The following is a 12,777-nucleotide window of genomic DNA, read 5'->3' on the forward strand; positions in this document are numbered from 1 at the left end:
GATTGAATCCGGACTCCCGAGATTATTGGAGCGGACGCAAGACAAGCTCGAGATTCCGGGTTCAAGGCCTGCGGCCTTGCCCCGGAATGACGTCCCTGGCCAAGAGGCCGCCCTACCCCTCGGTTTCCAAGCCCGTCGGCATCGGGACATTTTCCGGCTGCAGCTTGAGGCCGGCAGCCAGCGCCACCGTCTCCAGCAGCGCCGCAAAATCCTTTTCCAGGTAGGCGGCGGGATCGCTCTGCAGCGACGCCGCGCCGACATGGGCCTGCAGCGCCTCGCGCGTTGCCGCCGTCACCGGCATCGCGACGTCGAGTTGGCGCGCCGCCGACAGGCCGAGATCGAGATCCTTGCGCAGAAGGGTCGGCGTGAAGGTCGTGGTCCAGTCGAGATTGACCAGCGCGTTGCTCTTGTACTTGGTGAAGGTCGAGCCCATGACGCTGGCATTCATGAAGTCGAGGAAGGCATGGCGCGGCACGCCGGCCTTCTGCGCCAGGATGGTGATTTCGGCCAGATTCTGGATCACGACGCCGAGAAAGACGTTGTGCGCAATCTTGCAGATGCGCGCGAGCTCGCCCTCGCCGACGTAGGACACGCCGGAGACGGCGATCTTGGCGAGATATGGTGCGATGGCATCGAACGCGGCTTTGGGTCCGGACACGACCGATGACAGCTTGCCGGCCTTGACGCATTTGCCGTTGCCGGACACCGGGGCGCGCACGAACGCGCAGTCGAGCTGTCTCAGCTTGGCGTCGATCGCCTCGGACTGCCCGACACCGATGGAGGAGCAATCGACCAGGATCTGAGGACGCGGACCCGAGCCCGACGCGACGAGTCCATGGTCGCCGAAATAGACCTGCTCGAGATCCTTGGCCGTCGACACCATCGAGAAGACGATGTCGCATCCTGCGAGATCGCTCGGATGGTCGACGATGATGCCGCCCTTCGTCGCCAGCGGCTCGGCCTTGGCCCGGGTGCGGTTGAAGATCGACACCTTGTGTCCGGCTTTCAGCAGCCGCTCGGCCATCGGATAGCCCATGCGCCCCATGCCGATCCAGCCGAGCGAATGCGTCGCGGTCATTGTCGTCTCCTCGTCATACTGGTCACGGCAGTCGTCATTGCGAGGAGCGAAGCGACGAAGCAACCCAGAGTCCTTGCTCGGCCCTGGATTGCTTCGCTTCGCTCGCAATGACGAGAAATTTAGAAAGGCAGTCTTGCTCGTAGCATTATCTCGCTCAGTAACGATTGGCGATCGGCAGCTCTTCCGCGGGGAACAGCGTGATCACCTGGCAGCCCTTGTCGGTGACCACGACCTCCTCCTCGATGCGCGCCGCGGAGAAGCCGTCAGTGGCTGGGCAATAAGTCTCCAGCGCGAATACCATGCCGGTCTTGATCTCCATCGGATTGTCCAGCGAGACCAGGCGCGAAATGATCGGGCGCTCATGCAGAGCGAGACCAAGACCGTGGCCAAATTGCAGGCCGAACGCCGCCATCTCCGAGGGGAATCCGAACTCCTCCGCCGCCGGCCACACCTTGGCGACGGAATCGGTCGACACGCCCGGCTTGATCAACGCGATCGCGTTGTCGAGCCACTCGCGGCAGCGCTTGTAGGCATCGTGCTGGGCCGGCGTGGCTCGGCCGACATTGAAGGTGCGGTAATAGCAGGTGCGGTAGCCCTGATAGGACTGCAGGATGTCGAAGAACGCCTGGTCGCCCGGACGCAGGATGCGGTCGGTGAAATTGTGCGGATGCGGATTGCAGCGCTCGCCGGATATCGCGTTGATCGCCTCGACGTCGTCGGAGCCCATCTCGTAGAGCATCTTGTTGGCGAGCGCGACGATGTCGTTCTCGCGGACGCCGGGCTTCAAATTCTCGTAAATCGAATGATAGACGCCGTCGACCATTGCCGCGGCCTGGTTGAGCAGCATGATCTCGTCGATGTTCTTGATCTCGCGCGCGTCGAGCATGACCTGCTGGCCGTCGACGACCTTCATGCCGGCCTTTTGCAGCTCGAAGAACATCGCGGTTTCAGCAAGGTCGACACCGACCGGCATGTCGGCGACGCCGGCCGCGCGCAGCAGGCTCATGACTTCTTCGGCATGAGCCTTCATCAGGCCGACGGCCGGCGGCACCGTGCCGCGCATGCCGAGCATGCCGGCGCGGCAGTTCTCAGGCGCCAGCCAGTCGCAGAAGATGCGGTGGTGCACGGCGGCCGAACCGAAATCCCACACGATCGGCTCGCCGTCGCCGGCCAGGAGCGCGAAGCGACAGAGCTTGTCGCGCTCCCATTCGCCGATCTTGGTGCCGGAGACGTAGCGGATGTTGTTGACGTCGAACAGCAGCAGCGCGCCACAGCCCGAGGCCTTCAGCGCCTGGCGCGCCCGCGCCAGACGGTATCGCCGCAGACGATCGAAATCGACGCGGCGCTCGAAATCGACCGAGACATGGCCGTGCGAGGGAATCGCCCGGCTCCAGCGCCAATGCGGATCGAGATGCTCGGGGCTGACCAGATGCGGCTTCAGCGCGCTGGCTGTCATGTGGACGTTTCCCATTGAGTTATTGCAATCGATTGCAGAGCCGGATTTATTGCATGCACGTTAAGAGTGTCAAGGTAAGTCAGAGGGAAACGTCGCTGCGCTGCGACATCAGAGGCTGGACATGGAGCAGACATCGCGACCGGCGAGACGGCCGCAGGCAACGGCATCCGCCCGCCCGACGATCAAGGACGTGGCCGCCCGATGCGGCGTGCACCCGTCGACGGTCTCGCGCGCGCTCAGCCCGGCCATGAAGCATCTGGTCGCGACGGATGTCGCCGACCGTATCCAGGCCGCTGCCAACGCCATCGGCTACCGGCTCAACATGGCGGCCAAGGGGTTGCGCACCGGGCGCAGCGGCCTGATCGGCGTGCTGGCGCCCGATATCGCCGACCCCGGCTTTCCGCCGGTGCTCTCCGGCATCGCGGATCACCTCAATGCCGAGGGCTATGCGACGATCGTCGTCGACGTCGGCAGCAAGGGCTCGGAGCAGGATCTGGTCGATCGCCTGATCGCGCGCGGGGTCGACGGCCTGGTGCTGGCGACGGTGAGCTTGCGCGACGATGTCGTAAAGCATTGTCTCGATGCGGCGCTGCCGGTCGTACTGGTCAATCGCGTCGATGGCGCGAGCCAGTTGCCATCAGCGGCCAGCGATGACGCGGCGGGCATGCGGCTTGCGGTCGAGCATCTCGTGGCGCTCGGCCACCAGCGGATCGGCCACGTCGCCGGCCCGCAGGAGATCTCGACCGGCGCGCGCCGGCGGGCCGGCTTCGAGGCCAGCGCCAGGGATGCGGGCCTGTCCGCCCGCCACGCGCCGGTCGAGGTCGCTGACTCCTACACGCGCGCGGCCGGCCGCGAGGCTGCGCTGCGCCTCCTGACGCGCCGGACGCGGCCGACCGCGATCGTCGCCGCCAATGATTTGCTGGCGCTCGGCGTCTATGACGCGCTCGCCGCCCGCGGCCTCGCCTGCCCCGGCGACGTGTCGGTGGTCGGCCACAACGACATGCCGTTCGTCGACATGGTCTCGCCGCCGCTCACCACGGTGCGGATCGCCCAGCGCGACATGGGGGAAGCCGCAGCGCGATTGCTGCTGGCGCGCATTGCGCGCCATGAGGTCACGGACGAGCATGTCGTGCTGGCGCCGCAGCTCATCATCCGCGGATCGACGGCGCAGCCGCGGCCCTGATCAGCGCAGACGTGCCCGCGTGATCACCTGCCCAGCGCGCGCATTCTGGTGCGCCCCCTGCCACCACGTCAGCGCGCCGTTGACGACGACCGCGTCGATGCCGGCAGCGGGCACGCAGGGCTCGTCATAGGTCGCAGCGTCGCGCACGCTGGCCGCGTCGAAGATCGTGATGTCGGCATGGTGGCCGACGGCCAGCGTGCCGCGGCGCTTGATGCCGAAATTCTGCGCGGTAAGGCCGCTCATCTTCCAAACCGCCGTCTCCAGTGAGAACAGCTCGAGCTCGCGGCAGTAATAGCCGAGCACGCGTGGGAACGTGCCCCACAGGCGCGGATGCGGCCGCTCGCCGAACGGGAGACCGTCGGAGCCGATCATGGTCGGCTCGAAGGCGAGGATGGTGCGCACGTCCGCCTCGTCCATCGAGAAGTAGATGGCCGATGCCGGCTGCAGCCGCTTCGCGGCTTCGAGCCGGTCGACGCCCCAGCTGGCGGCGATGTCGGCGAGATCACGGCCCGCCATCTCCGGATGCGGCTTCGACGCGGCAACCACGACCTTGACCTGCAGCTTGGCCGGATCGGTGTGCAGCATCGTCGAGGATGCGTTATAAGGATAGCAGTCGAGCGCGACGCATTGGCAGCTCATCGCCTCGGTGAGCAACGGCAGCGTCTCTTTCGTGCGGCCGAAATTCGCCGGCCCCACCACCTTGTGGTGCGAGATCACGACCTGGACGTCGAGCGCCTTGCCAATTGCAAAGCTCTCCTCCAGCGATTTGACGACGTCATCAGCCTCGTTGCGCATATGCGTGGCATAGACGCCGCCGCTGCCGGTCAGCGGACGGCAGACCTCGATGATCTCCTCGGTCGGCGCGGCCTCCGCCGGCGGATAGAAGGTGCCGGTAGAGACGCCGATCGCGCCGGCATCGAGCGCCTCCTGAACCAAGGCGCGCATCTCGGCAACTTCGCTCTCGGTCGCCGCGCGGCCGAGATCGCTCACGACGGACGCGCGCAGCGAGGTATGGCCGGTCATCGGCGCGACGTTCACCGCCGATGGCGCCGCGCGCAACGCCGCGACGTAGTCCGCGAACGAGGCATATTCCGCAACGCGCCCGTCGCCCGGTGACAGCAGGCCGAGCGGCATCGGTCGCGGCGAGCCCGGCTTCAGCGGCGCGATGCTGACGCCGCAATTGCCCGTCACGACGGAGGTCACGCCCTGTGACACCTTGCAGGTCATGCCGGGATCGACCAGCACCGCGCTGTCGTCATGGGTATGGGCATCGATGAAGCCCGGCGCGACGATGCGGCCGGAGGCGTCGATCACGCGCCGAGCTTCGCCTGAGACCTCGCCGATGGCGACGATGCGGCCGTCCTTGATGCCGACATCCGCCGCAAAGCGCGGCGCGCGCGTGCCGTCGATGACAGTGCCGCCGCGGATGATGAGATCGAAGGAGGTCGGGTCATTGGTCATGAGCTAGGTCTCGCTGGAAACCACAGAACTATCCTGGAGCTATTACAGCGCGTCCAGCTTCATCCGCATGTCATCCGCGCCGGGCTGAACTGCATTCACCGGCGCGAAGCGCCCGGTCCCATTTCCGAGACACGCGATCGTGAGACGGAACGCCTCCGCCCTTGATACGCCTCAACGGCGCACAACCTCGTCTGCGCCACTCTCCCTCCAGCAAACTTTGCGGAGGAGCGTCATGAAAGCCCTGGTCTATCACGGTCCCGGTCAGAAATCCCTCGACGAGCGCCCGAAGCCGGCGATCCTCGAACCCGGCGATGCCGTGGTCAAAATCCTGAAGACCACGATCTGCGGCACCGACCTGCACATCCTGAAAGGCGACGTGCCGACCTGCACGCCGGGCCGCATCCTCGGTCACGAGGGGGTCGGCGTGGTCGACGCGGTCGGCAGCGCTGTGCGCGCGTTCAAGCCGGGCGACCACGTCATCATCTCCTGCATCTCGGCGTGCGGAACCTGCGACTATTGCCGGCGCGGCATGTACTCGCATTGCCGCCACGGCGGCTGGATCCTCGGCCACAAGATCGACGGCACCCAGGCGGAATATGTGCGCACCCCGCATGCCGACACCAGCCTGTATCACGTGCCCGCCGGCACCGAGGAGGAGGCGCTGGTGATGCTGAGCGACATCCTGCCGACCGGCTTCGAATGCGGCGTGCTCAACGGCAAGGTCGAGCCGGGCTCCAGCGTGGCCATCGTCGGCGCCGGCCCGATCGGGTTGGCGTCGCTACTGACCGCGCAGTTCTACTCGCCGGCCGAAATCATCATGATCGACCTCGACGACAACCGTCTCGAGGTCGCCGCCCGCTTCGGCGCCACCAGCGTGATCAACAATAGCGACGGCAAGGCGGTCGAAAAGGTGATGGCGCTGACCAATGGCCGCGGCGTGGATACCGCGATCGAGGCGGTCGGTGTGCCCGCCACCTTCGTGACCTGCGAGGACATCATCGCTCCCGGCGGCATCATCGCCAATGTCGGCGTGCACGGCGTCAAGGCCGACCTGCATCTGGAGAAGCTGTGGGACCGCAACATCGCGATCACCACGCGGCTGGTCGACACCGTGACGACGCCGATGCTGCTCAAGACGGTGCAATCCAAGAAACTGGAGCCGAAGCGGCTGATCACTCACCGCTTCAAGCTGGATCAGATTCTCGACGCCTATGAAACCTTCGGCGCGGCCGCGAAAACGCATGCCCTGAAGGTCCTCATCGAGGCCTAGGGCCATGACCTCCGCGCAGCGCTCACCCCGCCGGGCGGCGCTGCGCGACGATCTGGCGGTACAGCTCGGCATAACGCCCCGCGCGGTGCCGCCATGACACGTCGGTCAGCATCGCGTTGAGCTGCATGCGGGTCCAGTTCGAGGCGTTGCTGCGGGCGGCGTAGAACGCGGCGGCGGCGCGGCGCAAGGTCTGGTCGAGCGCCTCGGCTGTCACAGCTCCGCATTTGAAGCCGGTCGCGGCCACGCCGGCCTCGGTCTCGTCGATCACGGTGTCGGCAAGGCCGCCGACGGCGGTGACGATCGGCAGCGCGCCGTAGCGCAGCGCGCAGAGCTGCGTCAGCCCGCACGGCTCGAACCGCGACGGCACGACCAGCGCGTCGCAGCCGGCCTGGATCAGATGCGCGAGATCTTCGTCATAGCCGATGAACACGCCGATCTGTCCGGGATGGTGCGCGGCGGCGGCGCGGAACGCGTCACGCAGCTCGGCCTCGCCGTCGCCGAGCAGCGCCAGCTGGATACCGGCACTGGTCAAGGTCGGCAGGCACGACAGCAGCAGGTCGAGTCCCTTCTGCGAGGTCAGCCGGCTGACGACGCCGAGCAGGAAGGTCTCCGGCGAGGCCTGCAGGCCCATGCGCGTCTGCAGCGCGGCCTTGTTCGGCGCGCGCGCCTCGAGCTTTTCGATGCCGAAATGCGAGGGGATCGCGGAATCGCTGGCAGGATCCCACACCGTCGTATCGATGCCATTGAGGATGCCGACGAGATCGGACGAGCGCTGGCGCAGCAGGCCGCCGAGGCCCATGCCGTGCTCGTCGCTCTGGATCTCGCGCGCATAGGTCGGCGACACCGTCGTGATCTTGTCGGCGAATTGCAGCCCCGCTTTCAGGAAGCTGATGTCGCCGTAATATTCGAGCCCGTAGATCGAGAAGGATTCCGGCGGCAGGCCGAGCGGCGGCAGGAAGTGACGCGGAAAGCGGCCCTGGAACGCCAGATTGTGCACGGTCATGACCGTGCCGGGATGCGGCCGATGGCTGTAGAGCAGATAGGCCGGGATGAGTCCGGCCTGCCAGTCGTGGCCGTGGACGATATCGGGCACGAAGCTCGCGACTGCGCCGAGGCCGATATAGGACGCCGCGCGCGCGAGTGCGGCGAAGCGGAACGGGTTGTCAGGCCAATCCTTGCCGTCCGGACCGAGATACGGGTTGCCCTCGCGATCATACAAATGCGGCGCATCGAGCACGAACAGGTCGAGCGCGCCATGACTGCCGCCGAGCAGCCGGGCATTGCCGCCGAAGAAGTTCGGCAGCGAGCTGATCTCGCTGGCGTGCTCCAGCGCCTTCATCACGGCGGGATAGCCGGGGATCAAGGTGCGGACCTCGACGTCCTCCGCCATCAGCGCCCAGGGCAGCGCACCGGCGACGTCGGCGAGACCGCCGGTCTTGATGATGGGATAGACCTCGGAGGCGACCGACAGAACGCGCAATGGCGTCATGAATTGAGCCCGTCGATCATCGGCTGGGTGATCAGGGTGACGCCGTTCTCCGTCGTCCTGAAGCGCTTGGCGTCGAACTCCGGATCCTCGCCGACGACGAGCCCTTCCGGAATCTGCACGCCGCGATCGACGACCACGTTGGTCAGCCGGGCGTGGCGTGCGACGTTGACGTAAGGCAGCAGCACGGCGTTCTGCAGCTTGGCATAGGAATGCAGATGCGCCCCGGTGAACAGCAGCGAGCGCTGCACCTGGGCGCCCGACACGATGCAGCCGCCCGAGACCAGCGAGCAGGTCGCCTCGCCGCGGCGGCCGTCGGTGTCGTGCACGAACTTGGCCGGCGGCGTGATCTCGGAATAGGTCCAGATCGGCCAGGAGCGATCGTAGAGATCGAGCTCGGGCACCACGTCGGTGAGGTCGAGATTGGCGGCCCAATAGGCGTCGACCGTGCCGACGTCGCGCCAATAGCTGCCCTGATCGGAGGCGGCGCGGACGCAGGAGCGGCTGAACTGATGCGCCACCGCGCGGCCGTTCTTGACAATGTAGGGGATGATGTCGCGGCCGAAATCATGGTTCGAGTTCGGATCGGCCGCGTCGCGCTTCAGCTCGTCATAGAGGAACTTGGAATCGAACACATAGATGCCCATGCTGGCGAGCGACTTGTCGGGCTTGCCCGGCATCGGCGGCGGATCTGCCGGCTTCTCGATAAAGTCGCGGATCGTGTCGTCATCGTTGACGTGCATGATGCCGAAGCCCGAGGATTCCTCCCGCGGCATCTCCAGGCAGCCGACGGTGACGTCGGCCCGCTGGTCGACATGCTGCTGCAGCATCAGCTCGTAATCCATCTTGTAGATGTGGTCGCCGGCCAGCACGACGATGTATTTGGTGTTGTAGGTCTCGATGATGTCGATGTTCTGGTACACCGCGTCGGCCGTTCCGACGTACCACATCGTCTCGGAGACGCGCTGGCTGGCCGGCAGGATGTCGAAGCTCTCGTTGCGCTCGGGGCGGAAGAAGTTCCAGCCCATCTGCAGATGGCGGATCAGGCTGTGCGCCTTGTACTGCGTGGCCACCGCGATGCGACGGATGCCGGAATTGACGGCGTTCGACAGCGCGAAATCGATGATGCGCGACTTGCCGCCGAAATAGACGGCGGGTTTGGCGCGCCGGTCGGTCAGCTCCAACAGGCGGCTGCCGCGTCCGCCGGCCAGAACGAAGGCCAGCGCATGACGGGACAGCGGCTCGGTCCTTGCGGCGGGTGCCATGGTTCTCCTCCCTGCAACTCGTTGTCGCGCCATGTTTTCCGTGACCCGGACGAGGGCCGCTCGCCATCGCGATCAGCCGTCCGGTATTCACATATGACGGGGAAACAGCCAACCAGTTCCCAATGACGAGCGCAATGGGGTGCTTCAGCCCAGGCGATCCCAGGTTGCGGCCATCTCGGCCCAGCGTGGCGGATCGGCTCCCTCGCGCGTGCAAGTGATCGCGGCACACGCGGCGGCGAAGGCCAGCACCTTGCGCAGCTCGGCTGCGCTCAAGCGCTTGAGCCCGTCCCGGCCGATCCGTCCGAGCTTGCGCAAGGCGAACAGCATCCCGGCCTGAAAAGTATCGCCGGCGCCGATCGTATCGACCACATCGACGTTGGGGACCGCGACCTCCACCGCCCCGGCTTGCGCATGCCAGCCGAGCGCGCCCTTCGGGCCGCGGGTGACGACGACGAGGCTGGTGCCGCGCGCCAGCAGCGCCGCGGCCCGTGCGGGATAGTCATCGTGGCCATGCAGATAGTCGAAGTCGACATCCGACATCTTGATCAGGTCGGCGCGCGCCGCAAACGCGTCCATGTCGGAGACGTAAGCCGCCTTGTCGGTCACGAGGTTCGGCCGGCAGTTCGGATCGAACGAGATCGTCACCGCGCCGTCGGAGGCCGCGATCATGGCCCGGGTCTCACGGGCACCCTGATAGTGGATGAGCGTGGTCGAGCCGACATGAATGGCGTCGATGGCGGCAAAGGGGATGCTGCCGGGCCGGAACGACCATTTTCGCGCGGCCGTCTCGGCATCGTAGAACGCGTATTGCGCCTCGCTGCCGACATGGCGCACGAAGGCGAGCGTGGTCTGGTCGGGGCTGCGCGTGGCGTAACCGAGGTCGACATCCGAGGCTTGCGCATGCGCCGCGATCATGGTGCCGAACAGGTCGGTCGAGATGCCGCCGATGAAGCCGGTCGGCGCGCCGAGCCGCGCCAGGCCGACCGCGACGTTCAGGCAGGAGCCGCCGACGACCGGCCGCAGCACGTCACGTCCGTCGGCCAGTTTGGCCGGGACGAAATCGATCAAAGCATCGCCGCAGCTCAGGATCATGATCCGCCTCCTCACCCGGCCCCATGCATCACGGAACGGCTGTCGCGATCAAGCGTCCGTAGCATGCCGTGGATGCGGCGCTTGCGGAGATGGAAGTCGGCGACCCCAGGCTCGGTCGGCTCGCTGAGACGGCCGAGCGTCGACATCGACGCCATCGTCTCGCCGATCGAGCGGAAGACGCCGCTGGCCACGGCGCCGAGCATGGCTGCGCCGAGCAGCACCGGCTCCTGGGTGCCCGGCAGAGCCACGGTCAGGCCGGTTGTGTCCGCCATGATCTGACGCACCAGCGGGCTCCGTGATGCACCGCCCGCCATCACCAGCGTACGGCTGGTGACGCCATTGGCGGCGAAGGCGTCGATCACGTCCGCGAGGCCGTAAGCCAGACCACACAGCCCTGCGACGAACAGCCGCTCCATCGCACCGATATCGGCATCGAGATCGAGGCCGGCGATGACGGCGCGCGAGGCCGGATCGGCATAGGGCGACCGGTTGCCGAGAAACTCGGGTAGGATGTGCACCTCACGCGCGAGCAGCGCTGCCGCACCGACGCTCGGCGTTCGCGCCATGATCCGCTTTTCGAGGAAGCTGATCAGATCGAGCCCTTCCGCGCGTGCCGCGGCGGTCGCCTCGGCCACGGCCGGATGTGAGCGCAGCAGATGATCGATCGCGGCGCCCGCGGCGGACTGCCCGCCCTCGTTGAGCCAGAACCCAGGAACCATGCCCTGATAATACGGACCCCACACGCCGGGTACGAAGGACGGCGCTCGCGTGGTCGCCATGATGCAGGCCGAGGTCCCCATGATGTAGGCGAGCCGATCGCAGACATCGACCTCGCCGCTGTCAGCCGCGCGGCCGCCGATCGCGCCGATGCCGCCGGCATGGGCATCGATCAGCGCCGCGCCGACCGGCGTTCCTGCCACAAGAGCAAGCTCACCCGCCGCCTGCGCCGACAACCCGTGGCCGAGCGACGTGCCGGGCGCGACGATCTTGGTGCCAATGCGGGCGTAGTCCTCGCTGACGAAGTCCTCCAGCCCGATGCGGCGGATGTAGTCCGCGCTCCAGCGCGTCTCATGCGCGAGGTAATTCCACTTGCAGGTGACGGTGCACATCGAGCGTGCCAATGAGCCGGTGGCGCGCCAGGTGAGGAAATCGGCGAGATCGAAGAAGTGCCCGGCCGCGTCGAAGCTCGTTCGGAGGTGTCGCTTCAGCCAGAGCAGCTTCGGCATCTCCATCTCCGGCGAGATCGAGCCGCCGACATAGCGCAGCACGTCGTCTCCGGTCGCGTTGATGTCGCGCGCCTCGGCGAGCGCGCGGTGATCCATCCAGACGATGACGTTGCGCGCCGCGTCGCCGGAGCCGCTCACCGTGACCGGCGCGCCGCGCGGGTCGAGCACCACCAGCGAACAGGTCGCGTCGAAGCCGATCCCCTTGATCAGCTCCGGCGAAATGGCGGCCTCCGACAGCGCGGCTTTGACCGCGGCGCAGCAGGCTCGCCAGATATTATCCGACGACTGCTCGACGACGTCCCCGGCCTCATGCCAGGTCTGGATCGGGTGCCGCGCCGCAGCGAGCAGGCGGCCGTTCTCGTCGAAAATTCCGGCGCGCGTGCTGGACGTGCCGACATCGACACCGATAAAAGCCTGGCCCATGTTTCGCTCCCGTCAATTTTGACGCGAGCTTACCAGCAAGTGTAGCCGCCATCGACAACGACGACGCTGCCGGTCATCAAACTTGCCGCCTCCGAAGCCAGGAACAGCACGACGGAGGCGATCTCCTCGACCTGCCCCATCCGCGCCATCGGGGTTCCGCCGATCCAGGCGTCGTACATCCGCGGGTTGCTCTTCACGAAGGCATTCAGCGGCGTTTCGATATAGGTCGGCGCGACCGCGTTGACGCGGATGCCGCGCGCGCCCCATTCGGCGGCCAGCGACTTGGTCAGATGGTGCACCGCGGCCTTGGAGGCATTGTAGAACGACTGCTCCTGCGGCTTGTTGACGATGAAGCCCGACATCGAACCGATGTTGACGATGGTGCCGCTCTTGGCCGCCAGCATATGCTTGCCGAAGGCGCGGCAGCACCAGAAGGTGCCGTTGAGATTGACGTCGAGCACATTGAGCCAGTGCTCGTCGGTGACCGTCTCGGCCGGTGTCTCGCTGCGGGCGATGCCGGCATTGTTGACGAGGATGTCGACCTTGCCGTGCCGTGCGACGAGATCGTCGGCGATCTGCGTCACCTGCGCCGAATCGGTGACGTCCATCAGCGCGGTCTCGGTGGTGAAGCCCTTAGCCTTCATCGCGACCTGCGCGTCCGCCGCCGCCTTGGCGTCGCGATCGGCGATCACCACATGCGCGCCCGCCTCCGCCAGCGCCTCGACACAGGCAAGGCCGATGCCCTGCGCGCCGCCGGTGATCAGCGCCGTCTTGCCGTTCAGCTTGAATTTTTCCAGATACATCGTCGTCGTCCGTGGTTGTCGTTGACGCCCGAAG

General features: G+C 66.4%; 10 protein-coding genes. 2 read left to right on the forward strand and 8 right to left on the reverse strand.

Annotated elements, in window-relative coordinates; translation table 11 throughout:
- Nucleotides 1-112: 112 nt before the first annotated feature.
- Nucleotides 113-1,078 carry an NAD(P)-dependent oxidoreductase gene (locus BRADO_RS30660; RefSeq protein WP_012030081.1) on the reverse strand — a complete coding sequence of 322 codons (966 nt, stop codon included), beginning with the start codon at nucleotides 1,076-1,078 and terminating at the stop codon, nucleotides 113-115.
- Nucleotides 1,079-1,232: 154 nt separating this feature from the next.
- Complete coding sequence (locus BRADO_RS30665) at nucleotides 1,233-2,534, reverse strand: Xaa-Pro peptidase family protein (protein ID WP_041757175.1); 1,302 nt, start codon at nucleotides 2,532-2,534, stop codon at nucleotides 1,233-1,235.
- Nucleotides 2,535-2,742: 208 nt separating this feature from the next.
- On the opposite strand from BRADO_RS30665, the gene BRADO_RS30670 reads away from it, so the two are divergent.
- Nucleotides 2,743-3,717, forward strand: a complete 975-nt coding sequence (locus BRADO_RS30670; protein ID WP_012030083.1) for a LacI family DNA-binding transcriptional regulator — start codon at nucleotides 2,743-2,745, stop codon at nucleotides 3,715-3,717.
- Here BRADO_RS30670 and BRADO_RS30675 read toward each other — a convergent pair whose 3' ends face one another.
- Nucleotides 3,718-5,178: an amidohydrolase family protein gene (locus tag BRADO_RS30675; RefSeq protein WP_012030084.1), complete on the reverse strand. Its 1,461-nt coding sequence runs from the start codon at nucleotides 5,176-5,178 to the stop codon at nucleotides 3,718-3,720.
- 232 nt (nucleotides 5,179-5,410) lie between these two features.
- Here BRADO_RS30675 and BRADO_RS30680 point away from each other — a divergent pair, with 232 nt between their 5' ends.
- Complete coding sequence (locus BRADO_RS30680; protein WP_012030085.1) at nucleotides 5,411-6,448, forward strand: zinc-dependent alcohol dehydrogenase family protein; 1,038 nt, start codon at nucleotides 5,411-5,413, stop codon at nucleotides 6,446-6,448.
- A gap of 22 nt (nucleotides 6,449-6,470) precedes the next feature.
- Here the strand turns inward: BRADO_RS30680 and glgA are convergent, their stop codons facing one another.
- The 5 genes from glgA to BRADO_RS30705 all read right to left on the reverse strand — a co-directional run bounded on the left by glgA (nucleotide 6,471) and on the right by BRADO_RS30705 (nucleotide 12,743).
- On the reverse strand, nucleotides 6,471-7,937 hold the full coding sequence (gene glgA, locus BRADO_RS30685) for a glycogen synthase GlgA (RefSeq protein WP_012030086.1): 1,467 nt from the start codon (nucleotides 7,935-7,937) through the stop codon (nucleotides 6,471-6,473).
- On the reverse strand, nucleotides 7,934-9,199 hold the full coding sequence (gene glgC, locus BRADO_RS30690; RefSeq protein WP_012030087.1) for a glucose-1-phosphate adenylyltransferase: 1,266 nt from the start codon (nucleotides 9,197-9,199) through the stop codon (nucleotides 7,934-7,936). Before glgC ends, glgA begins: the two co-directional genes overlap by 4 nt.
- A gap of 144 nt (nucleotides 9,200-9,343) precedes the next feature.
- Nucleotides 9,344-10,291, reverse strand: coding sequence for a carbohydrate kinase (locus BRADO_RS30695; RefSeq protein WP_012030088.1), 948 nt, complete (start codon nucleotides 10,289-10,291; stop codon nucleotides 9,344-9,346).
- Between the two features lie 11 nt (nucleotides 10,292-10,302).
- Nucleotides 10,303-11,940 (reverse strand): FGGY-family carbohydrate kinase, encoded by a 1,638-nt coding sequence (locus BRADO_RS30700; RefSeq protein WP_012030089.1) that lies wholly within the window; start codon nucleotides 11,938-11,940, stop codon nucleotides 10,303-10,305.
- A 29-nt stretch (nucleotides 11,941-11,969) separates the two neighbouring features.
- A complete protein-coding gene (locus BRADO_RS30705) occupies nucleotides 11,970-12,743 on the reverse strand; it encodes an SDR family NAD(P)-dependent oxidoreductase (RefSeq protein WP_012030090.1) in 774 nt (257 codons plus the stop codon).
- Nucleotides 12,744-12,777 lie beyond the last annotated feature (34 nt).

The organism is Bradyrhizobium sp. ORS 278, from assembly GCF_000026145.1.
Classification (GTDB): Bacteria; Pseudomonadota; Alphaproteobacteria; order Rhizobiales; family Xanthobacteraceae; genus Bradyrhizobium.

Coding starts and splice junctions, on each gene's coding strand:
- BRADO_RS30665 (WP_041757175.1), bottom strand. CDS start 2,534: ATGACAGCCAGCGCGCTGAAGCCGCATCTGGTCAGCCCCGAGCATCTC.
- BRADO_RS30680 (WP_012030085.1), top strand. CDS start 5,411: ATGAAAGCCCTGGTCTATCACGGTCCCGGTCAGAAATCCCTCGACGAG.
- BRADO_RS30700 (WP_012030089.1), bottom strand. CDS start 11,940: ATGGGCCAGGCTTTTATCGGTGTCGATGTCGGCACGTCCAGCACGCGC.
- BRADO_RS30695 (WP_012030088.1), bottom strand. CDS start 10,291: ATGATCCTGAGCTGCGGCGATGCTTTGATCGATTTCGTCCCGGCCAAA.
- BRADO_RS30705 (WP_012030090.1), bottom strand. CDS start 12,743: ATGTATCTGGAAAAATTCAAGCTGAACGGCAAGACGGCGCTGATCACC.
- glgA (WP_012030086.1), bottom strand. CDS start 7,937: ATGACGCCATTGCGCGTTCTGTCGGTCGCCTCCGAGGTCTATCCCATC.
- BRADO_RS30675 (WP_012030084.1), bottom strand. CDS start 5,178: ATGACCAATGACCCGACCTCCTTCGATCTCATCATCCGCGGCGGCACT.
- BRADO_RS30660 (WP_012030081.1), bottom strand. CDS start 1,078: ATGACCGCGACGCATTCGCTCGGCTGGATCGGCATGGGGCGCATGGGC.
- glgC (WP_012030087.1), bottom strand. CDS start 9,199: ATGGCACCCGCCGCAAGGACCGAGCCGCTGTCCCGTCATGCGCTGGCC.